At 40.8% G+C, this 26,208-nt stretch carries 30 protein-coding genes; 18 read left to right on the forward strand and 12 right to left on the reverse strand.

The annotated features are described in order from the left end of the window. The first annotated feature begins 67 nt into the window (after nucleotides 1–67). Entirely contained in the window at nucleotides 68–1,096 is a 1,029-nt protein-coding gene (locus ACY8D0_RS02685) for a ThiF family adenylyltransferase (RefSeq protein WP_462408947.1), read from the forward strand. Between the two features lie 47 nt (nucleotides 1,097–1,143). Here ACY8D0_RS02685 and ACY8D0_RS02690 read toward each other — a convergent pair whose 3' ends face one another. After that, complete coding sequence (locus tag ACY8D0_RS02690; RefSeq protein WP_462408948.1) at nucleotides 1,144–1,707, reverse strand: DUF2777 domain-containing protein; 564 nt, start codon at nucleotides 1,705–1,707, stop codon at nucleotides 1,144–1,146. A 219-nt stretch (nucleotides 1,708–1,926) separates the two neighbouring features. Between ACY8D0_RS02690 and asnB the strand changes: the two genes are divergently transcribed. Then, a complete protein-coding gene (asnB, locus tag ACY8D0_RS02695; protein ID WP_462408949.1) occupies nucleotides 1,927–3,774 on the forward strand; it encodes an asparagine synthase (glutamine-hydrolyzing) in 1,848 nt (615 codons plus the stop codon). A 100-nt stretch (nucleotides 3,775–3,874) separates the two neighbouring features. Further along, nucleotides 3,875–5,380, forward strand: coding sequence for an alpha-amylase family glycosyl hydrolase (locus ACY8D0_RS02700; protein ID WP_462408950.1), 1,506 nt, complete (start codon nucleotides 3,875–3,877; stop codon nucleotides 5,378–5,380). Nucleotides 5,381–5,431: 51 nt separating this feature from the next. Here ACY8D0_RS02700 and ACY8D0_RS02705 read toward each other — a convergent pair whose 3' ends face one another. Beyond that, nucleotides 5,432–6,304 (reverse strand): SDR family oxidoreductase, encoded by an 873-nt coding sequence (locus ACY8D0_RS02705; RefSeq protein WP_462408951.1) that lies wholly within the window; start codon nucleotides 6,302–6,304, stop codon nucleotides 5,432–5,434. Nucleotides 6,305–6,405: 101 nt separating this feature from the next. After that, the gene (locus ACY8D0_RS02710) at nucleotides 6,406–6,897 is read right to left on the reverse strand and encodes a YajQ family cyclic di-GMP-binding protein (RefSeq protein ID WP_462408952.1); all 492 of its coding nucleotides are present in this window, start codon (nucleotides 6,895–6,897) and stop codon (nucleotides 6,406–6,408) included. A gap of 191 nt (nucleotides 6,898–7,088) precedes the next feature. On the opposite strand from ACY8D0_RS02710, the gene ACY8D0_RS02715 reads away from it, so the two are divergent. Both ACY8D0_RS02715 and ACY8D0_RS02720 read left to right on the forward strand, forming a co-directional pair. After that, on the forward strand, nucleotides 7,089–7,955 hold the full coding sequence (locus ACY8D0_RS02715; RefSeq protein WP_462408953.1) for a CvfB family protein: 867 nt from the start codon (nucleotides 7,089–7,091) through the stop codon (nucleotides 7,953–7,955). Nucleotides 7,956–8,022: 67 nt separating this feature from the next. Continuing rightward, a complete protein-coding gene (locus ACY8D0_RS02720) occupies nucleotides 8,023–8,154 on the forward strand; it encodes a DUF3941 domain-containing protein (protein ID WP_462408954.1) in 132 nt (43 codons plus the stop codon). Between the two features lie 39 nt (nucleotides 8,155–8,193). On the opposite strand, the gene ACY8D0_RS02725 is transcribed toward ACY8D0_RS02720, so the two are convergent. Next, a complete protein-coding gene (locus ACY8D0_RS02725; RefSeq protein ID WP_462408955.1) occupies nucleotides 8,194–9,054 on the reverse strand; it encodes a DegV family protein in 861 nt (286 codons plus the stop codon). 101 nt (nucleotides 9,055–9,155) lie between these two features. On the opposite strand from ACY8D0_RS02725, the gene ACY8D0_RS02730 reads away from it, so the two are divergent. Both ACY8D0_RS02730 and ACY8D0_RS02735 read left to right on the forward strand, forming a co-directional pair. Next, the gene (locus ACY8D0_RS02730) at nucleotides 9,156–9,998 is read left to right on the forward strand and encodes a YitT family protein (RefSeq protein ID WP_462408956.1); all 843 of its coding nucleotides are present in this window, start codon (nucleotides 9,156–9,158) and stop codon (nucleotides 9,996–9,998) included. A 47-nt stretch (nucleotides 9,999–10,045) separates the two neighbouring features. Beyond that, on the forward strand, nucleotides 10,046–10,411 hold the full coding sequence (locus ACY8D0_RS02735; protein ID WP_462408957.1) for a Gmad2 immunoglobulin-like domain-containing protein: 366 nt from the start codon (nucleotides 10,046–10,048) through the stop codon (nucleotides 10,409–10,411). 37 nt (nucleotides 10,412–10,448) lie between these two features. Here ACY8D0_RS02735 and ACY8D0_RS02740 read toward each other — a convergent pair whose 3' ends face one another. The 3 genes from ACY8D0_RS02740 to ACY8D0_RS02750 form a co-directional block, all read right to left on the reverse strand. Then, nucleotides 10,449–10,634: a DUF3813 domain-containing protein gene (locus ACY8D0_RS02740; protein WP_462408958.1), complete on the reverse strand. Its 186-nt coding sequence runs from the start codon at nucleotides 10,632–10,634 to the stop codon at nucleotides 10,449–10,451. A 2-nt stretch (nucleotides 10,635–10,636) separates the two neighbouring features. Next, complete coding sequence (locus ACY8D0_RS02745; protein WP_462408959.1) at nucleotides 10,637–10,783, reverse strand: hypothetical protein; 147 nt, start codon at nucleotides 10,781–10,783, stop codon at nucleotides 10,637–10,639. A 98-nt stretch (nucleotides 10,784–10,881) separates the two neighbouring features. Then, nucleotides 10,882–11,694, reverse strand: coding sequence for a Cof-type HAD-IIB family hydrolase (locus ACY8D0_RS02750; protein WP_462408960.1), 813 nt, complete (start codon nucleotides 11,692–11,694; stop codon nucleotides 10,882–10,884). Nucleotides 11,695–12,128: 434 nt separating this feature from the next. Between ACY8D0_RS02750 and ACY8D0_RS02755 the strand changes: the two genes are divergently transcribed. From ACY8D0_RS02755 to ACY8D0_RS02765, 3 genes are all read left to right on the forward strand, one after another. Further along, a complete protein-coding gene (locus ACY8D0_RS02755; protein ID WP_462408961.1) occupies nucleotides 12,129–12,437 on the forward strand; it encodes a metal-sulfur cluster assembly factor in 309 nt (102 codons plus the stop codon). A gap of 14 nt (nucleotides 12,438–12,451) precedes the next feature. After that, nucleotides 12,452–12,790, forward strand: a complete 339-nt coding sequence (locus tag ACY8D0_RS02760; protein WP_462408962.1) for a DsrE family protein — start codon at nucleotides 12,452–12,454, stop codon at nucleotides 12,788–12,790. Between the two features lie 163 nt (nucleotides 12,791–12,953). Further along, complete coding sequence (locus tag ACY8D0_RS02765; protein WP_462408963.1) at nucleotides 12,954–14,081, forward strand: TIGR04053 family radical SAM/SPASM domain-containing protein; 1,128 nt, start codon at nucleotides 12,954–12,956, stop codon at nucleotides 14,079–14,081. A gap of 94 nt (nucleotides 14,082–14,175) precedes the next feature. Here ACY8D0_RS02765 and ACY8D0_RS02770 read toward each other — a convergent pair whose 3' ends face one another. Beyond that, nucleotides 14,176–14,874, reverse strand: a complete 699-nt coding sequence (locus tag ACY8D0_RS02770; protein WP_462408964.1) for a Crp/Fnr family transcriptional regulator — start codon at nucleotides 14,872–14,874, stop codon at nucleotides 14,176–14,178. Between the two features lie 234 nt (nucleotides 14,875–15,108). Between ACY8D0_RS02770 and moaA the strand changes: the two genes are divergently transcribed. Further along, nucleotides 15,109–16,125, forward strand: a complete 1,017-nt coding sequence (gene moaA / locus ACY8D0_RS02775; protein ID WP_462408965.1) for a GTP 3',8-cyclase MoaA — start codon at nucleotides 15,109–15,111, stop codon at nucleotides 16,123–16,125. Nucleotides 16,126–16,205: 80 nt separating this feature from the next. Here the strand turns inward: moaA and ric are convergent, their stop codons facing one another. Then, nucleotides 16,206–16,904 carry an iron-sulfur cluster repair di-iron protein gene (gene ric, locus ACY8D0_RS02780; protein ID WP_462408966.1) on the reverse strand — a complete coding sequence of 233 codons (699 nt, stop codon included), beginning with the start codon at nucleotides 16,902–16,904 and terminating at the stop codon, nucleotides 16,206–16,208. A 222-nt stretch (nucleotides 16,905–17,126) separates the two neighbouring features. Between ric and ACY8D0_RS02785 the strand changes: the two genes are divergently transcribed. The 3 genes from ACY8D0_RS02785 to ACY8D0_RS02795 all read left to right on the forward strand — a co-directional run bounded on the left by ACY8D0_RS02785 (nucleotide 17,127) and on the right by ACY8D0_RS02795 (nucleotide 19,827). Beyond that, a complete protein-coding gene (locus ACY8D0_RS02785) occupies nucleotides 17,127–18,392 on the forward strand; it encodes a molybdopterin molybdotransferase MoeA (RefSeq protein WP_462408967.1) in 1,266 nt (421 codons plus the stop codon). Continuing rightward, entirely contained in the window at nucleotides 18,380–18,925 is a 546-nt protein-coding gene (gene mobB, locus ACY8D0_RS02790; protein ID WP_462408968.1) for a molybdopterin-guanine dinucleotide biosynthesis protein B, read from the forward strand. The genes ACY8D0_RS02785 and mobB overlap by 13 nt, the downstream gene beginning before the upstream one ends. Before the next feature lie 176 nt (nucleotides 18,926–19,101). Beyond that, on the forward strand, nucleotides 19,102–19,827 hold the full coding sequence (locus ACY8D0_RS02795; protein ID WP_462408969.1) for a YwiC-like family protein: 726 nt from the start codon (nucleotides 19,102–19,104) through the stop codon (nucleotides 19,825–19,827). A 29-nt stretch (nucleotides 19,828–19,856) separates the two neighbouring features. Here ACY8D0_RS02795 and ACY8D0_RS02800 read toward each other — a convergent pair whose 3' ends face one another. After that, nucleotides 19,857–20,549, reverse strand: coding sequence for a Crp/Fnr family transcriptional regulator (locus ACY8D0_RS02800; protein ID WP_462408970.1), 693 nt, complete (start codon nucleotides 20,547–20,549; stop codon nucleotides 19,857–19,859). Between the two features lie 251 nt (nucleotides 20,550–20,800). On the opposite strand from ACY8D0_RS02800, the gene ACY8D0_RS02805 reads away from it, so the two are divergent. Then, the gene (locus tag ACY8D0_RS02805) at nucleotides 20,801–20,980 is read left to right on the forward strand and encodes a YjzC family protein (protein ID WP_462408971.1); all 180 of its coding nucleotides are present in this window, start codon (nucleotides 20,801–20,803) and stop codon (nucleotides 20,978–20,980) included. A gap of 184 nt (nucleotides 20,981–21,164) precedes the next feature. Then, entirely contained in the window at nucleotides 21,165–23,762 is a 2,598-nt protein-coding gene (clpB, locus tag ACY8D0_RS02810; protein ID WP_462408972.1) for an ATP-dependent chaperone ClpB, read from the forward strand. Between the two features lie 54 nt (nucleotides 23,763–23,816). Here clpB and ACY8D0_RS02815 read toward each other — a convergent pair whose 3' ends face one another. Then, nucleotides 23,817–23,999 (reverse strand): YjzD family protein, encoded by a 183-nt coding sequence (locus ACY8D0_RS02815; RefSeq protein ID WP_462408973.1) that lies wholly within the window; start codon nucleotides 23,997–23,999, stop codon nucleotides 23,817–23,819. Between the two features lie 163 nt (nucleotides 24,000–24,162). On the opposite strand from ACY8D0_RS02815, the gene ACY8D0_RS02820 reads away from it, so the two are divergent. Beyond that, nucleotides 24,163–24,882, forward strand: a complete 720-nt coding sequence (locus ACY8D0_RS02820) for a hydrolase (RefSeq protein ID WP_462408974.1) — start codon at nucleotides 24,163–24,165, stop codon at nucleotides 24,880–24,882. A 78-nt stretch (nucleotides 24,883–24,960) separates the two neighbouring features. Then, nucleotides 24,961–25,788: a hypothetical protein gene (locus ACY8D0_RS02825; protein ID WP_462408975.1), complete on the forward strand. Its 828-nt coding sequence runs from the start codon at nucleotides 24,961–24,963 to the stop codon at nucleotides 25,786–25,788. Between the two features lie 69 nt (nucleotides 25,789–25,857). Here ACY8D0_RS02825 and ACY8D0_RS02830 read toward each other — a convergent pair whose 3' ends face one another. Beyond that, complete coding sequence (locus ACY8D0_RS02830; RefSeq protein ID WP_462408976.1) at nucleotides 25,858–26,172, reverse strand: hypothetical protein; 315 nt, start codon at nucleotides 26,170–26,172, stop codon at nucleotides 25,858–25,860. Nucleotides 26,173–26,208: the final 36 nt, after the last annotated feature.

Genomic DNA, 26,208 nt, shown 5'->3' on the forward strand with positions numbered 1-26,208 from the left:
TTTTGTTATGATAAATATGGATAGAGTTATAACGAAATTCACAGTAAGGGTGGAAATGAGGAATTTCATGGGTGATTTAGACCGTTATTCGAGGCAAATCCTTTTTGCTGGGATTGGTGAGACAGGACAAAGAGACTTGTTGAATTCGCGTGTGGCTGTTGTGGGTGCAGGAGCACTGGGAACGGTTATTTCCAATCATCTAGTCCGTTCCGGGGTAGGGTATATCCGCTTGATTGATAGGGATTTAGTGGAACTGTCCAATTTGCAGCGGCAGACTTTGTTTGATGAGGAGGACGCCAAATTAAATTTGCCTAAAGCCGTTGCCGCACAAAAAAGATTAATGAAGATTAATTCCACGGTAACCGTTGAGGCCGTCATTGCCGATTTGAACCTCGAAAATGCAGAAAATTTATTGACTGGGATGGATGTCATTGTCGATGGCACGGATAATTTTATGTCCAGGTTTTTGATTAATGACGTGGCGGTTAAGTCTGGAATTCCTTGGGTTCATGGCGCAGCCGTAAGTTCAAGGGGCATGTTTGCGGTGTTTAAGCCTGGCATTACCCCATGTTACCGATGTTTATATCCAATTGTTCCAGCGGGAATGGGGGAGACCTGCGATACCGTTGGAGTGCTTTCACCGTTGACCGATATTATAGGTTCTTTCCAGGCAATGGAAACGATAAAATTGTTAACTGGGCACCAAACGACTCCCAATTTGGAGCAAATAGATGTTTGGGATCATGCGGCCCTGCAGATGGATATCTCCAAAGGAAAAAATCCGAACTGTCCTGCCTGTGCAAAGGGACAATTTGACTTTCTTAATCGATCATCGGTGCTTCAAGAGACCTATTCGACTCTTTGTGGCCGGGATACGGTCCAAGTGAATCCAGGAAGCCAGCGGATAATGGATTTAAAAATGACGGCGGAAAAGCTAGGAAAGAGCGGGAAGGTGACAGCAAATGAATTCTTGTTGAGGTTTTCACCTGAGGAGGAGATCACAATGGTTGTGTTTAAGGATGCCAGAGTGTTAATCCATGGAACAAATGACCTGGTGAAAGCAAAATCTCTTTACTCGAAATACATTGGCAACTAAGCAATAATGAATAAGGCTGCCAAATTAGTAAAAGGCAGCCTCTCATATTATGAAATTAATTTCTCGATAATCAGACGTTTGCCAGTGTTTAAGGTGAATTCAAACCGGTCATTCACCTTTTCAAAATAGCAAAAATGGTGCTGTACGTTGCAGATTTGTTCCTGGTTGTCAAAAACCATGAAGTTTACCCCGTCTTTACGATTATCATCGGATAAAAAGGATAAATGATTATAACAGTATATACAATCGAAAATTGAGAAGCTCAGCGAGTTTAAGGTAGTGACGAATTGGATAAAAGCATCATCACTAATCCCCTCTAACAACCGTTCAAGAGAATAAATCAAGTGCTTTCTGATTCTTACCAAATCATGGTCACGGAGCATGACCAGATCGTGTCCAATACGGATTTTACCTGGCTCGAGCAATATCCCTTTTCTCCACCGGTTTAATCGAAAGATCTCTATTTCCTGTTGCAGATGGTCCTCTAACATGGAAGCTTCTTCCGTTTCCTCATCGAAAAATATCCATTGTTCATTAATCTGTTCCACCGATCCCTCGGTATATGCCCGCTTTTGAATATCCAATAGATGGATTCGTTGCTGTCGATTCATTGTTTACCTCCGTGCCAGATACTTCACTCTTCTTTTTAGACATCTTTCTGAAAATTTATAACCGGATTTTATTAAAAATGGATGTCAGGTAATTTACCATAGTATTTTTACGATCTAGGCGCTTTTTGTTTTGGACAATTAACGATTTAATCTGGGCTGAATAGTATAGAACATGTCAGAAAAACCACCAGTTTTTCGAGCGGAAAGGAGCAACGATACATGTGTGGAATATCAGGCTGGATTGATTTTCAACAACCATTAAAAAATCAAACCGATATCTTAACAAGCATGGCCCAAACCCTCTCAAAGCGAGGTCCTGATGAAACCAATATTTGGACGGATACTCATGTGGCTTTTGGTCATAAACGCCTTATAGTAGTGGACCCCGCTGGAGGAAGGCAGCCCATGTCCAAACAGAAAGAAGGTTTTAGTTATACCATTTGTTATAATGGAGAGTTGTACAACACAGAAGACCTGCGCAAAATTCTCCTTACTAAAGGATATTCCTTTAAAGGTCATTCTGACACTGAAGTTCTGTTAACTGCCTATATAGAATGGGCTGAAGAATGTGTAAATCATTTAAATGGAATTTATGCTTTTGCTATTTGGGACAGCAAAAGAGAACAGCTATTTATTGGCCGTGACCGCTTGGGGGTAAAACCATTATTCTTTAAAGAACATAAATCAGGATTATTGTTTGCCTCCGAGCTTAAAGCCATCCTTGCTCACCCCGAAGTAAAGACAGAAATCACACGAGAAGGCTTGGCCCAAGTGCTGGGGGTTGGCCCGTCCAGGTCGCCCGGTTCAGGGGTGTTTAGAGGAATTAATGAATTAAGACCTGCTCATGCGTTGGTATTTTCCAAAAATGGTTTAAAAACTTGGCGGTATTGGAATGTGAAAAGTGTGGAACATCAAGAAACGGTAGAGGAAACAGCGGAAAGGGTCCGACACCTAGTCAGTGATGCCATTACAAGACAACTTGTATCGGATGTCCCGTTGTGCACATTTTTATCGGGAGGACTTGATTCCAGTATCATAACCGCTATTGCTGCTAAAGGTTTCGAAACAGAAGGAAGAGGGCAGCTTCATACTTATTCCATTGATTATGAGGGCAACGATAAGCATTTTACCGCAAGTGAATTCCAGCCAGACTCTGACGAGAAATATATCAAGTTAATAAAGCAGCATTTCGCTACCGAACACCATAAAAAGATCATTACACAGGAACAATTGGTCCATGATTTAACGGAAGCTGTTCATGTACGGGATTTGCCAGGAATGGCGGATGTCGATTCATCGCTGTTATGGTTTTGCAAGGAGATAAAACAAGATTTTACGGTGAGCTTATCCGGGGAATGCGCGGATGAAATCTTTGGGGGCTACCCGTGGTTCCGTCGGCAACAGGACCTCGAGCGGGCAGGTTTCCCGTGGATGCGCTCAGTGTCAGAGCGGGAGAGTTTATTGAACCCATATTGGCGGGAACGTTTGAACCTGGCGGAGTACTCAATCAGTCAATATCGCCAAACCATTGCCGAAACCCCTAAATTAGAGGGAGAAAGTTTGGAAGAATCAAAACGCCGGGAGTTATTCTATATTAATATGATTTGGTTTATGACAACACTTCTTGACCGCAAAGATAGGATGAGTATGGGAGCGAGCCTGGAGGTAAGGGTTCCGTTTGCCGACCATCGATTGGTGGAGTATGTTTGGAACATCCCATGGGATATTAAAATGCACGGCAACAGGGAAAAAGGAATTCTTCGCAAGGCATTTGAAGGAATATTGCCTGAGGAAGTCCTGTATCGAAAAAAGAGTCCATATCCTAAAACACATAACCCAGAATATACTTCCATGGTACAAAAATGGATGAAGGAGATACTTCAAGATTCCTCTTCAGCATTACATGAGATATTCGATAAAAACCAATTAGAAAGACTGGTAGAATCAGGAGGGGCTTCTTTTCAGGAACCATGGTTTGGCCAGTTGATGACAGGTCCACAGCTATTAGCGTACTTTGTGCAGCTCCACACATGGTTCAAGGACTATAATATTAATATAGTGAACTAATTACACAAAATCAGTTATTCCATTTGGAATATATAGAGTATTCGTATAAAATGAGTGTAGGGAAGGGGGAATCCCCTTCTTTTTTATAGGGGGAAATTACATGAATAAAATAATTCCATTTGTTTTAATCTTTTTTTTACTATCGGCAATGCCTGCCAACGCAAAGGTAAATGAAAAGGATCGTCAGTGGCAGGATGAAACCATTTATTCCATTATGGTGGATCGGTTCAATGATTCGGTCCAGAAAAATAATTTGGATGTTAATACAAATGATCCTAATCAATATAATGGCGGTGATTTTCAAGGGATCATCGATAAACTGGATTACATAAAAAGCATGGGGTTTACAGCAATCCGGCTATCTCCCATTTTTGAAAACGCAAATGGCGGGTACCATGGTTATTGGGTTACGGATTTTTACAAAGTGGACGAGCATTTTGGAACCCTGAAAGAGTTTCAAACGCTGGTCAAGGAAGCCCATAAACGGAAGATTAGGGTGCTGATTGATTTCGTTGCCAATAACACGGCCAAAAATCACCCGTGGGTAAATGACCCAGATAAACGGGATTGGTACCATAAACAACAAGAAAATGTAGATTGGACAAACCAAGAGCAAGCCGAGAACGGCTGGGTGGATGGTTTGCCTGATTTAAACCAAGAAAATCCTGAGGTGAGCCAATATCTAATTGATGCGGCAAAGTGGTGGATTAAGAATACGGATATTGACGGGTATAGCCTTCCTGATGTTAACCGGGTACCGATGGATTTTTGGAAGCAGTTTACGGATGAGGTAAAGGGCGAAAAAGACAACCTTTTTCTTTTAGGAATTCCCTCCAAAGATACAAATGTGAACCTGGAACAATATCAAAATGCCGGTATAGACAGCTTATTTGATTATTCTCAAAGCGGAAAACTGCGGCAGGTTTTTGCTACTACCAATCACTCATTTAAGACAGTTACGCCGCAACAACAGCCGCTGGCGGCAAATTTCTTTGATGATGAATATACAACAAGATTTACTGGTGACATCGTGGAGGAAAGGCAGTTTCCCGGTTCCCGTTGGAAGACAGCCTTGACGTATCTCTATACAACCCCCGGCATCCCAGTGGTTTATTATGGAACAGAAATTGCTTTAACGGGCGGTGAGACTCCGGATAACCGCAGGCTAATGAGCTTTCGGGCAGAAAAAGAACTGATTGATTATATCACCCGCATTGCGGAAGTAAGAGCAGAACAGCCTTCATTAACGCGGGGAACCTTCACGGTGTTGTATGACAAAAACGGGATGGCAGTCTATAAGAGGGAATATAAAGGAGTAACAACTGTCATTGCCATCAATAATACGAGAGAATCACAAAATGTGACATTAACGAGCGACCAATTGGAAGGGAACAAAGAACTTCGCTCATTGCTGAGTGATAATGTGGTTCGCAGCCAGAAAGGTGAATATATGCTGATCATAGACCGGGACAATTCTGAAATATTCCTATTGGCAGATAAAACCGGGTTCAACCTGCCGTATATTACGGTGACCATTATATCTGTGTTATTAATATTATTGTTCCTGCTCTTCATTATCAAACGGGGAAAACAGAACAGGGCATAACATGGAAAGCATCAAGGATAAACCTTGATGCTTTTTATAGTATTATTAGACCTATCCCCCGACAATGGTTCCTCCATTTACATGAATCATTTGCCCGCTGACATAGGAAGAGTCATCTGATGCAAGAAAAACATAACTTGGCGCAAGTTCAAATGGCTGGCCTGCTCTTCCCATTGGGGTATTGGACCCGAATGATGCCACCTGTTCGGCGGAAAAAGTGGAAGGTATAAGCGGTGTCCAAATCGGTCCTGGTGCAACACCGTTGACGCGGATACCGTCCTTTGCCAAAGACATGGCTAAAGATCGGGTAAAACTGACGACGGCACCTTTTGTCGCAGAATAATCCAGGAGTTGTTCACTCCCTTCATAAGCAGTGATCGATGCCGTGTTGATGATCGATGCCCCTTGCTTTAAATAGGGGAGGGCCATTTTCGTCATGTAAAAGTAAGAAAAAATATTGGTTCGGAACGTTCTTTCTAATTGCGTTGAACTGATATCCGATAAGCTTTTTTGCGGATGCTGTTCAGCCGCATTATTAACAAGGACATCGAGCTTCCCGAATTCATCGATCGTTTTTTGAACAACCTGCAGGCAAAATTCTTCGTCCCCGATATCTCCGGAAAAAAGCTGGCATTTGCGGCCTTCTGCCACTATTGATCTCTTTGTCTCCTCTGCATCCTGATGCTCATTTAAGTACACGATTCCAACATCCGCGCCTTCTTTGGCAAAATGTATCGCGACGGCTTTCCCGATACCGCTGTCCCCTCCTGTGATTATGGCTGTTTTACCGGCCAACTTGCCGGCTGCTTTATACGCAGGACCATCGGAAAGCGGTCTTGGATTCATTTCACTTTCAATTCCAGGCTGTCTGTTTTGGTGCTGTGGCGGAAAACTTTGCTTCTTTTGATTTTGATTGCTGCTCATTTTTTTAACCTCCACACAATTCATTACGATTATTAGTTTAAGAAATGTGCCGGAAATTATGTTGAAGAATGAAAAAAGCATAAAGCGGAAGCTTTATGCTGCTATCGATAGTTAATAAATTGGACGTCTACGCTGAGGTCGGCATCCCGAATCAAGGAGATGATTTTTTGCAAATCATCACGACTCTTGCCGCTGACACGTATTTGGTCATCTTGGACTTGGGTTTTTACCTTAACTCCGCTGTTTTTAATAATCGTATTAATTTTTTTTGCGTTTTCCTTATCAATCCCTTGAACCAGCTTGGCCCGCTGCCGGACAGTGCCGCCGGAAGCCCCTTCTAATTTTCCGTAGTCGAGGTTTTTGATGGGAACCTCGCGCTTGATGAGCTTACTAAGTAACACATCTTTTAACTGTTCCATTTTATATTCATCATCAGAGACAAGGACCAGTTCCTCTTTTTCAAGTGTCACATTGCTTTTGCTCCCCTTAAAATCGTAGCGGGTGCTAATCTCTTTCATTGTTTGGGTTACAGCGTTTGTCACTTCAGAAAAGTCTACTTTGGATACAATATCGAATGAGCTGTCTTTAGACATGTCAAAACCTCCATCATTTACTTATTGGGATCAACCCCTGATAAAGTTTCCCTTTATCCCTACATTATAGTAAAATATAGCAGTTCGAACAAGAATAGCCTGTCATGTTAAAGAATCAACGTCAGGTCAAATAGAAAAATAAAATCATGTTTAAACTACTAAAAAGCTCCTAAAGAAATGGGGAATGATAGATGTCATTAAAAGAATTCATTGGGCAGACAACCGTACTAAAAACAGCTCGAATCACAGACTTTGGATATTTTTTAACAAATGATGAGGAAGAAGATGTTCTGCTCCATAAAAACCAAGCCAAGCATCCATTAGAGGAAGGCGACGAGATAGAGGTATTTCTTTATGTGGATTCGGAAGGAAGAGTGGCTGCTTCGTCTTTTATTCCGGAAGTGTCCGTTGGCCAATATGCATGGGTGAAGGTAACAGATGTTCAGCCAGATATCGGCGTTTTTATCAATATAGGCTTACCAAAGGATATCTTGTTGGGGAAGGATGACTTGCCTGCGCATAAATCGGTTTGGCCAAAGGAAGGAGATTTGGTCTATATTACCTTAAGAGTCAATCGTACCTTTCTTCTTTATGCAAAGCTGGCCAGTGACCAGGTGATAAAAGATATTTCTATTAAAGCAGATCGCAGCATTTTTAACAAAAATGTCCAAGGCCACATATATCGGACTGCCAAAGTCGGAAGCTGGGTTTATACGATTGAAGGCTATAAAGGATTTATTCATGAATCACAGAGACATACGGAACCGCGTCTGGGGGAAAGAGTGGAAGGCCGGGTTATTGATGTGAAGGAAGATGGTACGGTTAATGTTTCCCTGCTTGCCAGGAAACAGGAATCTCTAGACGCAGACGCCACAAAAATACTTGATTATTTGATGGGCCGGAATGGGGCGATGCCGTACAGCGATAAAAGCATGGCTGAAGACATTCAGGAACGGTTTGGAATGAGCAAGGCTGCGTTCAAACGGGCTTTAGGAAAATTGTTAAAGGAAAATAAAGTCTACCAAGAGAATGGCTGGACTTATGAAAAGAAACAATAATATCGGTACATACTCTATTCCAGTTTGATTCACACTAAATTTGAATCATTGGAAAGGAGCAAACTATATGCCGCACACTTCAGATAATGATAAAAAAGCAAAAGACGCAAATGCGTTTAACCATGAAAAAAACATGCTTGCGGAAAAGAATCGTCAAATGGGTAAAAGTCAATATTCAAAGAAAACAGACCATAAGTAAAAGGAGTGAGGTAACCTCACTCCTTTTTTTGCTTAAATTTTATTGTGGTATTTCATTTAAAAAGAATATGGAAATGGTTCCTGCCCCTGTATGAGCCCCAATCGCAGCGCCAATAGCAGAAATGTACACCTGTTTGGGCTGAAATTCGGCTTCGATCATTGATTTCATTTCTATTGCCATTTCCTCGTTATCGGCATGACTGATTCCAATCACTTGGCTTGAAAGGTTATTGCCTCGTTCTTTCATGATTTCTATAATCCGGCGCCAGACCTTTTTTTGGCCGCGAATCTTTTCAATCGGGACAAGCTTTCCGTCTTCCATATTCAATATCGGTTTGATGTTCAGTAAACCACCAAGAAATGCCGAAGCTTTGGAGACACGTCCCCCTTTTGCCAAATAATCCAAATCCTCAACGGTAAAAATATGTTCCATATGTCGGACACGGAACAGGACATCTTTTAAAATGTCATCTTTCGGAGTATTGGCGGCAGCGAGGCGTGCCGCTTCCATAACGATTAATCCCTGCCCCAGGGAAGCACATTTAGTATCGACAATCGTTAAATCCAAATTTGGATATTTTTCCTTTACTTGGTCAAGAATCATAACAGCGGTAGAATATGTGCCTGATAATTGGGAAGAAAAGGCTATGTATATGCCAGACTCATTTTTTTCTGCCATTTCTGTAAAGGTTTCCTCGAATAAAAGGGGAGAGGCCTGTGATGTTTTCGGGATTTGACCGCTCCTGATTGCATCATATACGGTTTTGGGATCGACGTTTTTTACATCTTCATATTCTTCTCCGTTTATATGGACCTTTAAAGGTAATAATGTCACGTTGTTTTCTTCATAAAAACTTTTCGGTAAATCGCATGCGCTATCAGCGAGTATCTTTACCTGCATGAAGCTCACCTGCTTTCAAAAATCTATCATATTCAGTTTAGCGGTTTCGGATAAAAAATACAATTACCTTAATGGTTAACAGGAAAAAAGGGGGATTTATATTGGTTTGGCTTCAAATAAGGAAAATTGGCATCGTGGTGATTGGTGCCTTATTAAATGCAGCCGGAATGAATTTATTTTTAGTCCCGGCGGATATATACTCCAGCGGTTTTACCGGGATTGCCCAATTGCTTTCAAGAGTGATAAGTGATTATACATCGTTTCATGTGTCAATGGGACTGTTACTGCTTATTTTAAATATTCCGGTTGCAGCTTTGGGGTGGAAAAAGGTCGGAAAATCTTTTACGATATACAGTTTCCTAAGTGTGGCCCTATCGTCCTTGTTCCTAGAACTTATTCCGGTGAAGCCGATTGCGAACGATATCCTGCTAAATTCGGTTTTTGGGGGAGTCATCGTGGCTGCAGGTATTGGAATAACTTTAAAATGGGGGGCATCGACAGGTGGTCTGGATATCATTGCAATGGTGCTGTCAAGAATCAAAGATAAACCAATCGGTCCTTACATGTTTATTTTAAACTTTTTCATCATCATTACGGCAGGGTTTCTGTATGGTTGGGAAAAAGCGTTATATACATTAGTTTTCTTGTACACTTCAACAAGGGTCATTGATGCTATCCACACACGGTACGCGAAACTCACGGCTTTTATAATTACCAAAAAAGCAGATGAATTGAAAAAAGCCATTCAAGCAAAACTCGTTAGAGGAATTACCATGATTCCTGCCAAAGGGGCATTTTCCAACGAAACAAGAGATTTGCTGATGATAGTCATTACGAGATATGAGTTGTTTGATTTAGAGAGGGTCATAAAGGAAGTTGACCCTAATGCCTTTACCAATATTATAGAAACAACCAATGTCTACGGATTTTTTCGTAAGGATTAGGTCACTCTTCTTGGAAAAATTCAAACGTAAGATTCAGGAGGGAATTTATGCGTATTCTAATTTGTATACTCTTGATTTTCTTTCCTCTAATGTTAAATACCGACGCAAATGAAGTAGTGCATTTTCCAGGTATCCGAAATGTGATGGTATCAGGAGGGAACGGAACTTATACTGTCAAGGGTGAAGCAAATGAAGGATTCTTTTACACTGTTGAAGATGGCCATAATCAATATATTGAGGAGCAGAAGGTTCTGGCAGGTGGAAAAAAAACGGAGTGGCAACAGTTCAGTATTTCTGTGCGGATCCCTTCAGGAAGGCTGCCGGATAACGGAACACTAATGTTTCACTTCTATCAACGGAAGCAAAACGGGCAAATCATATATGAATATCCGGTTGTTTTAGAAAGGTTTTAAACGCAAAAAGCGGAAGCACCAAGGCTTCCGCTTTTTGCTACCTTAATTGATCAAGCTCTTGTTGCATTTTTTGGAGCTGGCTTTGCTCCGCGATGGTCGAATTAGCATAAGCGGAGCTTAATGCATTTTTCGCCTTTGCCACTGCGGTATCGCGGTCTTCTGGGCTGGCTGTAATGGCCATCTCAACAAATCTGCGTGCTTCCTGGAACAATTGGTTACCCATTGTTACATTCCTCCAAGCGGGGACCTGTGCACGTTAGCCATTTTCTGGGCTTCCGCTTCAGCGTAGGTCATGTGATAAGGTATTCGTTCTGCATGTTTGTTGACCGAATCCTTCCCTTGCTGGATAAAGCGTCTGGATTTGTTACCCATTCGAATCCCTCCAATATGCTTCAAAGCTCAGGTTGAAACAGCATGGCTGCCTCAAATGTAGTATGTGCAAACTATAAAGGGTTCATCAAGGAATGTCGCTACTTAATATTAAGCAAATTTGCCAAATAGGCTCCGACTCCGTCTTCTTCATTGGACAATGTGACATCACTGGCAATATTTTTCAGCTGGTCGATCGCATTGCCCATGGCAACCCCGCGACCAGCATACTCTATCATTTCCAAATCATTATCCTCATCGCCAAAGGCAATCACTCTGTCACGGGGGATTCCATAATAATCGGCTGCTTTTTTAAGACCAATCGCTTTGTTTAATCCGGTTTTAATAATTTCAATGACATGCCATGGTGCTGCCCAGCTCCGTTGTTCAATCACTTCGGCGTGAGCATCTGCTAAATGATTGCGGATTTTCTTCAATTGATCCTCCTCTGTATGTATCAGCATGCTAGTTGGAGAATCTTGCAGAAAGTTTGTTAAATCACCGGTAGTAATTTTGGGATTACCGTAACTGAAAATTTCCAATAATTTTTCATCATGATAGTGAAAATACACTTCATCCATTACTTCGGCAATAATATTATGAAATTGAAAGCTGCGGCACGCCTCCACGATGTCCTTTGCCACTTTAATATCAAGTGGTTCATGATAAAATCCCCAGTTTTCGTCTAACGGATGATGCGTGAATGCCCCATTAAAATTAACAATAGGAGTATCGAGTTCCAGTTCCCGATAGTACATTTCGCTTGACCGGTAAGGCCGCCCTGTAGCGATCATCACAACATGTCCCGCTTCTTTTGCTTTTTTGAGAACTTGTTTATTTTTTTCCGATATTGTCTTATTATCTTTTAATAAGGTTCCATCCAAATCCAATGCAATTAAGTGTTTTTCGGCCATTTCAATCCCTCTTTAATGTGTATTTTCATAATTAAGCGTTCTTTTAGGAAAAATTTTATCTTCATGTTAAACTAAAAACATAAAAAATTCATATGCGGAATGGAATTATTTATAACTATATTCACTATGTTAACAAGTTTGTATCATGGGTGTAAAAAAATTCACACTAAAATGTTTGAATTCACTCTATACTATATAGAGGGACATGTAAAATTTAAAGAATTGTTAAATTTGGCTGTTGATTGCAGCGAAAGGCGCTCAGCGAACCCGCGGGCGTGCCGGGGGAGCCTCCTCGGTGCTGGAAGCGCCTGCGGGTCTCCCCAGCCCCGTACTCCCGCAGGAGTCGAGCTTATCAGCTCCATTCAACAGAGTGAAAAAAATCAAAATTATTGTTTAACAGAGCCATTTTAAAAATAAACAGGAGTGAAATCAATATGAATGAAGAATTAAGAGAAAATATTATGGGTGCTTTGGAACTGGTTATTGACCCTGAAATCGGGATTGATATAGTAAACTTGGGATTGGTTTATGATTTGGAAATGGACGATGAAGGAAAATTAACGGTTACGATGACCTTAACGGCAATGGGCTGCCCGCTGGCCGGTACGATTGTGGATCAAGTGAAACGAGCTATAGCTGATATTCCTGAAATTAAAGAAACAGATGTAAATATTGTTTGGAATCCACCTTGGAACAAAGATATGATGTCACGCTACGCAAAAATTGCTTTAGGAATTCGTTAAGGAGACAATAGCCGATGAATAACAAGGTAATTTTAGTTAGCTCCAATCAACTGGGAAGAGGGGACCAAGAACTAGGTGAGAATATTCTTGAAACCTTTTTTACCATCCTTAAGCAAAAACAAGAGCTCCCGAAAGCTGTTTTTTGCATGAACAGTGGGGTTTTGACGATGACCGAAGAATCATTAGTATCGGTACATTTAAAGGAACTGGAAGAAAAGGGTGTTGATATATTAGCCTGTAAAACATGTGCGGACCATTATGGTGTTACCGATAAATTGACAGCTGGAAAAATCAGTGGCATGGCTGATTTTATTGACCTTGCCGCCCAATACGAAATTATTACCATATCCTAAGAATCTATTTTAAAAATCTACACGAAAGCGTCGGGTGACATCCTGACGCTTTTTTTGTGTTGCGAACTGTGAGATAGTTCACTTCTTTCTCCTATATTCATCTTTATAATGATGAGTATCAAATCTAGTTCAGGTTGCTAGCTGTACTTAGGAGGGCATAACAATGAATTTTAACCGTGAATTTAATAAGGATCCGTTTATTGTCATTTGGGAACTAACGCGCGCTTGTCAGTTAAAATGCCTGCATTGCCGTGCCGATGCCCAATACACAAGAGATCCTCGGGAGCTTACGTTTGAAGAAGGTAAGAACTTAATTGATCAAATATATGAAATGAATAATCCACTGCTGGTCTTTACCGGCGGCGACCCGCTTATGAGGCCGGATGTATTCGAAATAGCCAAATATGCGGTGGATAAAGGGGTGCGGGTTTCTATGACCCCAAGTGCTACACCCAATGTAACGAAAGAGGCCATTCAAAAGGCGAAAGAAGTAGGCCTATCCCGCTGGGCGTTTAGTCTTGACGGACCTAATGCCGAGATCCATGACCATTTCCGCGGTACCGCAGGGTCCTTTGATTTGACAATGGAACGAATCCGCTACCTGCATGAACTGGAAATTCCAGTACAAATCAATACAGTCATCTCGAGATATAACTATGAATACTTAGAAGAGATGGCAAATTTAGTGGAAGAACTGAAATGTGTGTTATGGAGCGTCTTTTTTCTCGTACCGACAGGCAGGGGACAAGTATCCGATATGATATCTCCCGTTGAACACGAGAAGGTGTTACGATGGCTTTACGAGCTTAGTAAACGGGTGCCATTTGATATTAAAACAACCGAAGCCATGCATTATCGTCGTGTAGTGATTCAGCAAAAAATGCGGGAAGCAAAATCCAAACATGATGAAATTGATTACTTGAATGCATTGACGGAAAAAGGTTTAACAGGTTCAATCGATGGTTTGGGAAGAGCACCAAAAGGTGTAAATGATGGAAATGGATTTGTGTTTATTTCCCATATTGGCGATGTTTATCCAAGTGGACTGCTTCCGGTTAAGGCCGGTAATGTCCGAGAAACACCTCTTGCTGAGATATATCGAGAGTCACCGATTTTTAAATCGTTACGAGCCCCAGACTCCTTTAAAGGCAAATGCGGGGTTTGTGAATTTCGTTATGTTTGCGGAGGTTCAAGGTCACGCGCTTACGCGATGACGGGGGATTATCTAGAAAGTGAACCATTTTGCGTTTATATTCCTAAAGCACTGCGGGAAAAACAAGCAAACCTTTAACTAAAGCCGGCACGGGAGCAATCGGTTTGATTGCGTCCCCCCAAGGTATCCGGGAGGATTTCGGCACAAAAAAAGAGCTGGCGCAATGCCAGCTTTATTCAATATTGCAATAGATGGCGGGACAATTCTCACAGCCAATCTCATCTTTTAAATATTGTAAATCCAATATCGATATTTTTCCTCGTTTAATGGCAATAATGTTGTTTTTCTTTAATTCGCTTAGAATCCGATTGGTACTTTCTCGGGAAGTGCCGCAAAAATTGGCGAGTTCCTGGTTAGTCAACGGCAAATCAATAAGAATTTCATTCCCTTTGTTGACCCCATAACTGTTGGACATCCGTATAAGCGTTGAAATAAGCGCACCGCGTTTTCCATGGAGGACTAAATCGCGGAACTTGGTTTGGGTTTTTCGGAAATGATCGCTCATCCACTTCATAAATTCATAACCAAGTGCACTATTTTCGAAAATCTTTCTTTCAATAACATCCTTTTTAATGGCAGCTATTTCTCCATCTTCTATTACCATTGCGCTGAACAAGTATTTAGGATGTTCAGTGAAAAGCGTTAATTCGCCGCAAATATCGTTTTCCCCGCAAATTCTTAAATACAGCTCACGTCCATCGGAGGTCACTTTGCTGATTTGGATTTTACCGGAAATGATGACATATAACTCATCGGCGGAAGCCCCTTCTTGAAATAAGTAACGCCCTCGTTCACTTTTGAATGTGTGGTCTGCAAATTTTAACAATTCTTTTATTTCAATGGAATGTGTAGGTTTCACCTGTGTGATCATTAATATCACCTCTTCAAAAAATTCATGCATTAAAAAAGTTCAGTCTCACTCTCTATAACCATATTTTAAAGTAAATTTAGTCACGAAAACGAAGTAAACAATGACAATATAGTGAAAACTTGTTTAAGAAAAAGATAAAAAGTATTGTAATAGTGAATAATATAACAGTTTTTTCTCTGGGTTATCTGATACAATGGATATAAAACTAACTTCCTTTAATATGGAGTTGATGAAATGGAAAATTTGATCGTTACAGATCAATTAAACCGACCATTACGCGATTTAAGAATTTCAGTTATAGATCGTTGCAATTTCCGCTGCCAATATTGCATGCCGGCTGACCAATTTGGGCCAGATTTCAAGTTTCTTCCCAGAAGTGCCCTCTTAACATACGAGGAGATTGAACGGCTTGCCAAAATATTTGTAAGTCTCGGAGTAAAGAAAATCAGGTTAACGGGCGGTGAGCCGCTTCTCCGCAGGGATTTGCCAGTTCTCGTTGAAAAACTGTCTGCAATTGAAGGGCTAAGTGACCTAGGATTAACCACTAATGGTGTCCTGCTCCCTAAACTGGCAGAAAGGCTGAAACAGGCCGGACTAAAACGGGTTAATGTAAGCCTTGACAGCTTGAATGATGAATTGTTTGGGAATATCAACGGTCGTGGTGTAGGAACAGGACCTGTTCTAGAAGGAATTGAAGCAGCCAAACAAGCTGGATTAGGAGTCAAGGTAAACATGGTTGTAAAAAAGGGCCTCAATGATTCTGAGATTGTTCCAATGGCTGCTTTTTGTAAAGAAAATGGTTTGGAGCTGCGGTACATTGAATATATGGATGTTGGTTCTACAAATGGCTGGAAAATGGATGATGTGATAACCAAAAAACAAATATATGAAATTTTAAAGGACCAGTTTGAAATGGAGCCAGTGGACCCGGCGTACTTTGGTGAAGTAGCCAAACATTACCGTTATAAAGATACCGGAGTAAAGGTCGGGTTTATTACATCCGTTTCAGAATCATTTTGCTCAAGCTGCACCCGTTCCCGCCTTTCTGCTAATGGCCAACTATTTACTTGTTTGTTTAATGGCAATGGGCATGATATTCGGAACTTTATGAGAAACGGTGCATCTGATGAGGAAATTTCACACAGAATCATAAACATATGGAATGGACGTAACGATCGATATTCCGATGAAAGAACAGAAGAAATGGCTAAAAACCGCAAAAAAATTGAAATGTCCTATATCGGCGGTTGAAAATTTACAGTTGTACTTTTAATAGTAAAAAAACTCTCTTCACCATGAAGAGAGTTTTTTTAACAAGTTTATTGTATCACTTAGGCAATATATCTTGGAAACAGGATATTGTTTTCAAGATGGACATGCATGAAAGTCAATGCTTCAAGTTCTTCCAGACGATTGTATACTAAGCGGTAAGTATTGCAGGCATCGTGTGGAAGTGCAAAGTCAGATGTAACCGCACGAATCTGCCGTAAAATTTCGCCAGCATGATCATGTTCCTTCTCAAGTTCGATAATTAGATTAATGGCTTGATCACGGTCTTCAATGGTATTGTCAGCAAGCTTACGGATTAATGGGAAAACAACTGCTTCTTCTTTAGCCATATGTTCCAATAGTTCCTTCTTGAATTCATAGTAGAGCTCATAAACTTTTAGCAATTCCGGATGATTGGAGCCATGCACACGGGATACTTTTGTGACGTATGGGCTAAGCATCGTCAATTCTTCTTCCGATACTCGATGGTAATTGGCAATGACATGTTCAATTATGGTGTTGGAATCAGATTGGGTCCATATTTCCACATCCTTTTCACCATTTTCATTCTTTTCATAGACAACTTTCAGTTCATCCAATAGAACTTTAAGGTCCAGGCTATTTTGGGCAGCTGCCTCTGACAGCGGTATGTTGCCCCCACAGCAAAAATCAATACGGTTACGCTTAAACACGTCACTCGTTTTTGGTAATTCGTTTACTATATCTTTAACTAGCGTAGTCTCTGAAAACGGAAAGGTCATATTAAATTCCTCCTTAGTTAGAATTGCTTCTTAATCTAAGGATAATCGAATAGGAAACTAAACATGGTGACTTAAATCACACCCTTCTGATTTACTGGGTGATTTTTTTCGTAATAAAACAATGGAATTTGTGACATTTGCTATGTTGGAAAGATTTTTGTAGGCTTATAATGAATTTAATTGTTTTAACGACCAGCAGTTTTTTAGAAGGAGCCGATGAGATTGTTTGAAAGAAGACAACCCATTCCCATAGGGGAAGCAGTTAAAAAGATTATGGAATGTCCCGTAGAAGGGGCAGTCGAATACATACCGCTGGATCAGAGCTATGGACGGTTTTTGGCAAAGGATATCGTGGCCACAAGTGATGTGCCGCATTTTGACCGGGCCCCATATGACGGATTTGCTGTCAGGTCAATTGATACCATGCATGCCTCCCAATCAAACCCAGTGGACTTTGAAGTCATCGATCATATTGGGGCCGGAATGGTCTCGGATAAACAAGTAAAAGAAAACCAAGCTGTCAGAATCATGACAGGCGCGATGATGCCTGAAGGAACAGATGCAGTGGTCATGTTTGAATTGGTCCACCCTTTTGAGAAAGAGGAAGGACCATATTTTACCATCAAGCGAAGTTTTAAAAAAGGTGAAAATGTATCCTTTAGGGGCGAAGATGCCAAAGAAGGAGAGATACTTGTGAAAAAAGGAACTCTGATTAATCCTGGTATCCAAGCCGTCTTGGCAACGTTTGGGTACCATCAGGTTCCTGCTGCTAGAAAACCGGTTGTCGGTTTATTTGCAACCGGAACGGAATTGTTGGAAGTTGATGAGCCACTAATACCTGGGAAAATTCGCAACAGCAATTCACACATGATTGCGGCTCAAATTAAAAGAGCCGGAGGAGAAGTCCGTTATTTTGGAAAATTGCCGGACGAGTTTGATACCTGCTTCGAGGCCATAAAAAATGCTCTTAATAAAGTTGACATTTTAATCACCACCGGCGGGGTATCAGTTGGGGACTTTGATTATCTCCCTGAAATTTATGATAAATTGGGGGCCAAGGTCCTATTTAATAAGGTTGCTATGCGGCCAGGGAGTGTCACAACCGTTGCACAATCAAACGGAAAAATCTTATTTGGACTCTCAGGCAATCCTTCCGCGTGTTATGTGGGATTTGAATTATTCGCACGTCCGATTATCCGAACTATGCTATATTCAAATGCCCCTCACCTACGGAGAGAAGCAGCCATCCTTGAAGCGGATTTTCCAAAAGCCAATCCCTTTACAAGATTTGTCCGGAGTTCACTATATATTGAGTCTGGAAAACTGAAGGTTACTCCAAGTGGATTGGATAAGTCCAATATTATCATGAGCCTAGCCGGGGCCAATTCCCTAACTATTCTTCCGGGAGGGACGAGAGGTTATACTTCGGGTACCGAAGTAGATGTTCTTATGCTGGAAGATCAGACTGGCAGTGAATGGCCTTGGTGACCCCCATTATTTTTCAGGTCGTCGGGTATCAAAATAGCGGCAAAACCACTTTCATTGAAAAACTGATTCAATATTTGACAGAGCAAGGAGTTAAAACGGCTGTGATTAAACATCATGGCCACGGCGGCAAACCGGATATTTCAGGAGAAAAGGATTCCACCAAATATCTGAAAGCTGGTGCCATTGTGTCCAGTGTTGAAGGGGGAGGCAGGCTCATCCTGCAAGCGGACTATTCAGGTTATTCTTTAAAAGAGCAAATTGATCTAATAAGTATGTTTCATCCAGGTGTGGTCCTCATTGAAGGTTACAAGGAGAAAGAGTACCCAAAGCTGTTATTCTTGAGGAACACGGATGATCTTCTATTACTTGATTCGGTTCCCAATGTAGTGGTGATTGGATATTGGCAGCAACAGTTAGAACCTTTCATTCAACATTTAACTATCCCACACTTTTTCATACATGATGAATTGGCCGTTTGCCGGGTTGCACAATTGTTAAAAAATATTGATAAAGAAAATTCGCCGATTGGCTAGCCCACTCGGGTGAAAAAAGAGGCGTAGGTGCACTTATGCCTGAAAGTTATATACTTTCCTATCAGCAACAAAAGAAGGCTAGGGTCTTCTTTTGTTTTTTTATGTGACGTGGTTCACAATATCTCCCGCCGTGTTCGGTTATAGTAAAGAAAAGGAAGACAAGGAGTGTATGTAAAATGAAGCTTTTTATACCAAAACAGCATGGGGCATGGGCAATGCTGATTATTCCATTTTGGCTTGGGGTGATGGATGGAGGATTTGTATGGCAGCATATTCCTTTTTTCATAGGTTGGTTCTTTTTATATCTGGCTACCTATCCGTTACTTTTTTTATTCAAAAGAAAAAAAATGCGGTTTTATATCAAATGGTCATCCATTTATCTTGTTTTGGCATTAGCATTTCTTTCCTTCCCTCTCGTGAAAGATCCAACCATTATTTATTTTGGTTTTGCAATGATTCCATTTTTTGTGATTAATGCATATTTTTCATCCATTAAACGTGATCGAGCATTTCTAAACGATATTAGTGCCGTAGTGGCATTTTCCATGGCGGGACTGGCCAGCAGTTATTTTGGTTCCGGAACGATTACACTCCATACCATTCTTTTTTCATGGCTATCATCGATATTATTTTTTATCGGCAGTACTTTTTATGTAAAAACTATGATTCGAGAGAAGAACAATAATAAGTATAAATGGATATCATGGATTTATCATATACTTGTGATGATTGTTACGCTGGTATTGGGGCAGTTGATCGTGGCCTTGGCATTTTTGCCAAGTTTAACAAGGGCGTTTTTATTTTACGGGCGGAAGCTCTCACCTAAACAGATAGGTATATACGAGATTATAAATTCCGCCATCTTTTTCATCATTATGGCAATACAAATTCTTATCAATTAAAAAATCGGTCTTTTATGAGACCGATTTTTTTAATTAACTTTGCAAATTTCAATAGGGCAGTCCTCACAGTCAATTTCTTTTCGTAAATAGTGGATATCATGAATGGTAATGGTCCCTTTTTCAATGGAGATAATGCCGGATTTTCGCAGCTCACTGAGTAACCGATTAACGACTTCTCTTGATGTGCCGCAAAAATTTGCCAATTCTTGGTTTGTTAGGGGCAAATCAATGTGAATCCCTTTATTTGTTTTGATTCCATAGCTATTACTGATTCTGATTAATGTCGAGTACAGTGCCCCTTTTTTGCCATGTAAAACCAAGTCGCGAAACTTTGTTTGGGTTTTCCGGTATTCCAGGCTAATCCATTGGATGAATTCAAGAGCAAGTGGAAGGTTCATTGAAAGTTTTTCCTCAAGGTCATTTTTCATAATTACAGCCACAACACCGCTTTCAATCACTCGACCGCTAAACATGTGTTTGGGTGAAGAAGAAAATAGGTTGATTTCTCCTGTGAAATCTCCATAGGAGCACAGTTTTAATGTGAGTTCCCTGCCATCAGGAATCATTTTGCTAAGCTGCAGAATCCCGCTTTGAACAATATATAATTCATCCGCCTTCATTCCTTCTTGGAATAAAAACATTCCTTTTTCCATTTTCCTTGTATGGTGGACGGTCTCGAATAGATGGGCTAATGTAACGGGTAGGTCTTTAGTTAACTGCATACGAATAACCACCTTTAGTGAGATATCCCAAAATTAACAAACAAAGTTGGATCTCTCTAGAAATTACTATAATTATATTGTTAATGAAGATTAATTGGCAATAATTGTTGAATAAGTTCATACAATCGTCAAAACTGTTGTATTATTCCTTGGGAAATATTATTTCCGTATAGTGAAAAAATACAAGAAATTCCTTTAATGGACTTATGCCAAACGGAAATAATATGAATGTAAGTTAAGGAGGGAATCGAATGGGCCAAAATCGTCAATTTCGTTCGGGGCAAAAAGCCCCTAATAACGGCATTTATATTGAAGTGGGTGACACTGGAAGCCCGGTCGTCAATCCGAAAAGGATCAAGCTAAAAGCCGGGGAGCGTTTTCCTGAAACAGCCAATGACGAAAGAATTTGGACATACGCACGAAAACCATAAAGTAAACAAGTCATCCATCCGGATGGCTTTTTACATGCGTAGGCTAATCAGTGCCAGGTGAGCGAATGATTAACAACATCAATTTAGGTTTCTTTCTTGAATAGGCTTAACTAAATTTTACATTTAAATATCAAATGTTTTATAATGAAAATAGGTCAAGAAAGGTCAAAGAAGGTGATATGTCATGGATTTGAATCGAATGACAGAACGGACCCAATCAGGATTAATGGACGCCCAAACACTGGCAATAAAAAATAATCATCAAGAAATTGACGAACCCCATTTATTCTTATCATTAATGGGCCAAGAGGATAGTTTAATTACGGCCATCTTAGAAAGAGCAGGCTTGCCTTCTAAACAAGTTCAAAATAAATTAACAGATATACTCGCAAAAAAGCCGCAAGTTACCGGAGCAGGTGCCGAACAAGGGAAATTGTATATCACTGGGAAGCTCCAAAAACTGCTGGTCAACGCGGAAGAAATCATGAAAAAATTTTCCGATGAGTACATATCGGCAGAGCATATTCTTTTGGCAGGCACCCAAGCGAACGAATCGGATTTATACAAGGTGATCCGGTCTTTTGGCATTACTGCAGAAGATATATGGAAAGCTGTCAAGGAAATAAGGGGGAATCAAAGGGTGACAACGCAAAACCCGGAAGCAGGTTATGATGCACTAAAAAAATATGGCAGGGACCTTGTGGCTGAAGTGAGGGCAGGTAAACTCGATCCGGTTATTGGCCGGGATGCGGAAATCCGCAACGTCATCCGCATTCTATCCCGAAAAACCAAGAATAATCCAGTTTTAATTGGAGAGCCAGGGGTAGGGAAAACAGCGATTGTGGAAGGACTGGCCCAGCGGATTGTTCGGAAGGATGTTCCGGAAGGCCTAAAGGATAAGACGATATTCTCTTTGGACATGAGTTCCTTAATCGCTGGAGCCAAATTTAGAGGCGAATTTGAAGAAAGATTAAAAGCAGTTTTAAATGAAATTAAAAAAAGTGAAGGGCAAATCATTCTATTTATTGATGAAATTCATACGATTGTCGGTGCGGGCAGAACAGAAGGAGCCATGGATGCAGGCAACATGTTAAAGCCTATGCTTGCACGAGGAGAATTGCATTGTATTGGAGCTACCACACTTGACGAACATCGGAAATATATTGAGAAGGATCCGGCGCTCGAACGCCGCTTCCAACAGGTGCTTGTCCAGGAACCAAATGTCGAAGATACCATTTCCATTTTACGTGGATTAAAAGAACGATTTGAAGTGCACCATGGAGTAAAAATCCATGACCAAGCCTTGGTGACGGCAGCCACTTTATCTGACCGGTATATTACGGATCGATTTTTACCGGATAAAGCGATAGATCTTGTCGATGAGGCTTGCGCGATGATTCGAACGGAGATTGATTCCATGCCGACCGAGCTAGATGAAGTAACCCGGAGAGTCATGCAATTGGAAATAGAAGAGGCAGCTTTGCTTAAGGAACAGGATGATATCAGCAAACAAAGGCTGCAAACACTACAAAAGGAATTGGCGGACTTACGGGAACAGGCAAATGCAAAGAAAGCCAAATGGCTAGATGAAAAGCAGAAAATCCAAAAATTGCAGGAGAAACGAGAACAGTTGGAAAAATTACGGCGTGAGCTTCAGCAGGCAGAGGATAAGTACGATTTAAACAGGGCAGCTGAGCTTAGGCACGGTCTAATCCCCATGGAGGAAAAAGAACTGAAAGAGCTCGAATCTGCGGCGGAAAACGATAACCGGCTTCTTCGCGAGGAAGTGACCGGAGAAGAAATCTCATCAATCGTTTCCAGGTGGACCGGGATTCCCCTCGCTAAATTGGTCGAAGGGGAACGGGAAAAATTACTACGTTTGGAGTCAATCCTCCAAGAACGGGTCATTGGCCAAAATGAAGCTGTAAATTTGGTAGCGGATGCTGTCCTGCGTGCCCGTGCCGGAATCAAGGACCCAAATCGTCCAATCGGCTCGTTCCTGTTTTTGGGACCGACTGGTGTTGGTAAGACGGAGTTGGCAAAAGCTTTGGCCGAGGCACTATTTGACAGCGAAGAGCATATCATTCGGATAGATATGTCTGAGTACATGGAAAAACATGCGGTTTCCCGCTTGATTGGTGCCCCTCCGGGCTATGTGGGGTATGAGGAGGGGGGGCAGCTCACGGAAGCAGTCAGACGGCAGCCATATTCCGTTATATTGATGGATGAAATAGAGAAGGCCCATCCAGAAGTATTCAATATCCTTCTTCAAGCACTTGATGATGGAAGAATTACCGACTCACAGGGAAGGGTTGTAGATTTTAAAAATACTGTTATTATCATGACATCGAATATCGGATCGCAATTTTTACTGGAGCGGTCTGAGGATGAAAGTGAAATTTCCGGATCCGCCCGTGAAAAAGTGATGGGCCAATTAAGAGCCCATTTCCGTCCCGAATTCTTGAACCGGATTGATGAAACAATACTATTTAAACCATTATCATTAGGTGAAATCAAGAACATAGTTGTTAAGATGTTAAAAGAATTGCAAAATAGATTAAAGGAACAGCAAATTCACATTACCATCGCTGAAGATGCGAAGGAATTCATTGCGGTTAATGGATTTGACCCAATATATGGCGCAAGGCCACTTAAACGGTACATTCAAAGAAATATTGAAACAAAGCTTGCGCGTGAAATCATTGCCGGGAAAGTGCATGACGGCTCGACGGTTCAAATATCCGTCGCGGGCGGCCAGTTACATTTATCCGTCAATGCTTAAGAAAAAGAGAAAGGTCTTCCCATTTACAAAAGGGAAGACCTCTTTTAAACATTATTAATGTTCATGGACCGGTTCGTTTGGAATGATTGCAGTGATAATGAAAATGAAAATGGTCACAACGACAGAAAGAATAGCACCAGTGACTAAGTTAACTTCTACACCTGACATGGAACTAACCACATATGTTAGCATTTCCGTTAAAAGAAAAGTCCAGAAAAATGTCCAAATAACCCGCATAATATTCACCTGCCTAATTTACTCCATATAATATTACCATAAGAAGTTGAAATAATAAAACAATTAATAAAAGGAAATGGGGAAAAATAGGCAAATTTCCTTTCAAATTATGGGGTTAATCATACAATATATGGTGAGGAAATATGTAAAAGGAGTTATACCAATGGAAAGTCGGAGTTTTCTAATGGGCACCCAATGGAATATTGTCTATTACCCTGAAAAACCAACCGGATTTGGGGTCCTAGTGATTGGCGATGAAAGGCATTTTGTGGAAGAAAATAAATGTTTTTGGGCACAAAATGAAGGGAAACTGGCGATTATTAACGAGTTGAAAGAAAAGGGATACACGATATTTTCCTCCAATCTGTATGGGCGCAACTGGGGAAGTGATGCAGCGGTAGAACTGGCAGAACAACTTTACCACCACGTCATTAGAAGTGAAATTTTAAACAACAAGATTCATATTTTAGCAGAAGGAATGGGTGCGTTAACGGCAGTGAAGCTAATGCAAAGAATCTATAGCAATATTCGATCGGTCTTACTAATCAATCCAATTCTTTCATTAAAATACCATCTGGAACAAGAGAAGGAACATAAGTTCTTTTATAAAAGGCTAATTCGTGAATTAGAAGACGCCTTTCAGATGGATTGGACAGCCATTGAAAAAATTGTTTTCAATACGGAGGAAACAGTTTATTTGAATGAAGTACCGATTGAAATTATACATGTATTATCAGGAGGCAGGATGTACAAACAATCCAAGCAATATCAACAAATTTTGGGTAATAAGAACATCAGCCCTTATTTTATACTGCCCGAAAAAAAGCTGCAATTAGGTAAAATCTGCAGTAAATTTTTTTCAAATCATGAGGCCATACTCTAATGTTTCTCCTAACCCAATAAATAATTCCTTCATGCAGCGCATAGGATGATTTTAAGCATGTTTGGGGAGGAATTTCTTATGGACAAGGCAGTAATAATGGATGTATTTGACTTTGTTGGTTTCCATCTATGTAAGTTACTTTTGAATAAAGGTGTCAAGGTGGAGGGCGTTTATATAGAGGAACATCAACATTGGGGTTTGTTGGAGGAAAAAAAACTTGAAGTGGGGAGAAATGCCAATTTTGTTGATTATTCTTTGCGTGATTGGGAGAGTACGCGGGAAAAGGACAACGTAAACACAATCATGGTAATTTCTGTCCACGATTTTTTTATGACCCGAAAAGAAGCGATATTATCTAAGCTTGATTTTAAGTCACTCATTGAAGAAAAACAGTGTAAGGGTAATCGATTAATGATTTTGGCACCGGTTCAATTGTTGATGGGGCAATCTGGCGGCAAGGATTTTTCCTGCTTTTTAAAGGAGGCTGAGGGCTTGGTGCAGGATCTGCAAATGGTTTATTTACCAACAGTTTATGGCCCATGGCAGCCCGATGAATTTTTATTTCAACAAGCGATAATTTCAGGACACTCTAGCGATTTAAAACAGCCATCGGACCGAGAATGGACGGGTGATGCTATTTTCGTAGAGGATGCAACAGAGGCAATAATTGATTTAATGGAAGAAGGGAAATCTGGAAAATATTTATTGGAAAGCAGAGGGAAAAATGGATGGATGGAGTGTGCCCGGGAGTTGTCCATTTCGACAGAGCCGCTGCAACCTTCATGTCAAGAATTGCCGCAAAATGTGGTGAGTGTGCCTGTTAAGACCCCATCATCGATTACAGAGTCTCTTGCCAGACAACGAGACCATACAAACCGATTAATAGGGCTCCGTTCAAAGGATTAATTTTTAGTACCGCTCTTATCGAAGACTATGAAGATTTAAGGGAAAAGCTGCTGATACGATTCAGCAGCTTTACTTCTTGAGTATATACTTTTGTACATAGGGATAGGCCTTATCTAATAATGGCTTAAATCCTTTTACAGATTCCACTAATGTATCGATGTGATACAACAACAGATCTAGGTCAATCCCCTGCTGATTGGGCGGCGGGTTTTGCGAAGGGTGGCTATCAGGGAATAACTCAAAATGCGGCTGGGAATATCTTTGCTGACCGAACATGAGTGCAGTAAAAGGATCGATTCTATGATGTCCTTCTGCATCATTTGATTCCTCAGGGACGAATGCTTCTTCCTGTTTATCTTGCAATGGTGATTCAGTCTCCTCCAAATTAATCAAACCTCCAGGAACAATTTTCTACTTTAA

This window comes from Neobacillus camarae (assembly GCF_054950115.1).

Coding starts and splice junctions, on each gene's coding strand:
- ACY8D0_RS02745 (WP_462408959.1), bottom strand. CDS start 10,783: ATGGGTAACAAATCCAGACGCTTTATCCAGCAAGGGAAGGATTCGGTC.
- moaA (WP_462408965.1), top strand. CDS start 15,109: ATGGAAAATTTGATCGTTACAGATCAATTAAACCGACCATTACGCGAT.
- ACY8D0_RS02755 (WP_462408961.1), top strand. CDS start 12,129: ATGAATGAAGAATTAAGAGAAAATATTATGGGTGCTTTGGAACTGGTT.
- ACY8D0_RS02725 (WP_462408955.1), bottom strand. CDS start 9,054: ATGCAGGTAAAGATACTCGCTGATAGCGCATGCGATTTACCGAAAAGT.
- ACY8D0_RS02770 (WP_462408964.1), bottom strand. CDS start 14,874: ATGATCACACAGGTGAAACCTACACATTCCATTGAAATAAAAGAATTG.
- ACY8D0_RS02760 (WP_462408962.1), top strand. CDS start 12,452: ATGAATAACAAGGTAATTTTAGTTAGCTCCAATCAACTGGGAAGAGGG.
- ACY8D0_RS02705 (WP_462408951.1), bottom strand. CDS start 6,304: ATGAGCAGCAATCAAAATCAAAAGAAGCAAAGTTTTCCGCCACAGCAC.
- ACY8D0_RS02735 (WP_462408957.1), top strand. CDS start 10,046: ATGCGTATTCTAATTTGTATACTCTTGATTTTCTTTCCTCTAATGTTA.
- ACY8D0_RS02805 (WP_462408971.1), top strand. CDS start 20,801: ATGGGCCAAAATCGTCAATTTCGTTCGGGGCAAAAAGCCCCTAATAAC.
- ACY8D0_RS02820 (WP_462408974.1), top strand. CDS start 24,163: ATGGAAAGTCGGAGTTTTCTAATGGGCACCCAATGGAATATTGTCTAT.
- ACY8D0_RS02765 (WP_462408963.1), top strand. CDS start 12,954: ATGAATTTTAACCGTGAATTTAATAAGGATCCGTTTATTGTCATTTGG.
- mobB (WP_462408968.1), top strand. CDS start 18,380: ATGGCCTTGGTGACCCCCATTATTTTTCAGGTCGTCGGGTATCAAAAT.
- clpB (WP_462408972.1), top strand. CDS start 21,165: ATGGATTTGAATCGAATGACAGAACGGACCCAATCAGGATTAATGGAC.
- ACY8D0_RS02685 (WP_462408947.1), top strand. CDS start 68: ATGGGTGATTTAGACCGTTATTCGAGGCAAATCCTTTTTGCTGGGATT.
- ACY8D0_RS02690 (WP_462408948.1), bottom strand. CDS start 1,707: ATGAATCGACAGCAACGAATCCATCTATTGGATATTCAAAAGCGGGCA.
- ACY8D0_RS02720 (WP_462408954.1), top strand. CDS start 8,023: ATGCCGCACACTTCAGATAATGATAAAAAAGCAAAAGACGCAAATGCG.
- ACY8D0_RS02825 (WP_462408975.1), top strand. CDS start 24,961: ATGGACAAGGCAGTAATAATGGATGTATTTGACTTTGTTGGTTTCCAT.
- ACY8D0_RS02750 (WP_462408960.1), bottom strand. CDS start 11,694: ATGGCCGAAAAACACTTAATTGCATTGGATTTGGATGGAACCTTATTA.
- ACY8D0_RS02815 (WP_462408973.1), bottom strand. CDS start 23,999: ATGCGGGTTATTTGGACATTTTTCTGGACTTTTCTTTTAACGGAAATG.
- asnB (WP_462408949.1), top strand. CDS start 1,927: ATGTGTGGAATATCAGGCTGGATTGATTTTCAACAACCATTAAAAAAT.
- ACY8D0_RS02710 (WP_462408952.1), bottom strand. CDS start 6,897: ATGTCTAAAGACAGCTCATTCGATATTGTATCCAAAGTAGACTTTTCT.
- ACY8D0_RS02740 (WP_462408958.1), bottom strand. CDS start 10,634: ATGGGTAACCAATTGTTCCAGGAAGCACGCAGATTTGTTGAGATGGCC.
- ACY8D0_RS02795 (WP_462408969.1), top strand. CDS start 19,102: ATGAAGCTTTTTATACCAAAACAGCATGGGGCATGGGCAATGCTGATT.
- ACY8D0_RS02800 (WP_462408970.1), bottom strand. CDS start 20,549: ATGCAGTTAACTAAAGACCTACCCGTTACATTAGCCCATCTATTCGAG.
- ACY8D0_RS02715 (WP_462408953.1), top strand. CDS start 7,089: ATGTCATTAAAAGAATTCATTGGGCAGACAACCGTACTAAAAACAGCT.
- ACY8D0_RS02700 (WP_462408950.1), top strand. CDS start 3,875: ATGAATAAAATAATTCCATTTGTTTTAATCTTTTTTTTACTATCGGCA.
- ric (WP_462408966.1), bottom strand. CDS start 16,904: ATGACCTTTCCGTTTTCAGAGACTACGCTAGTTAAAGATATAGTAAAC.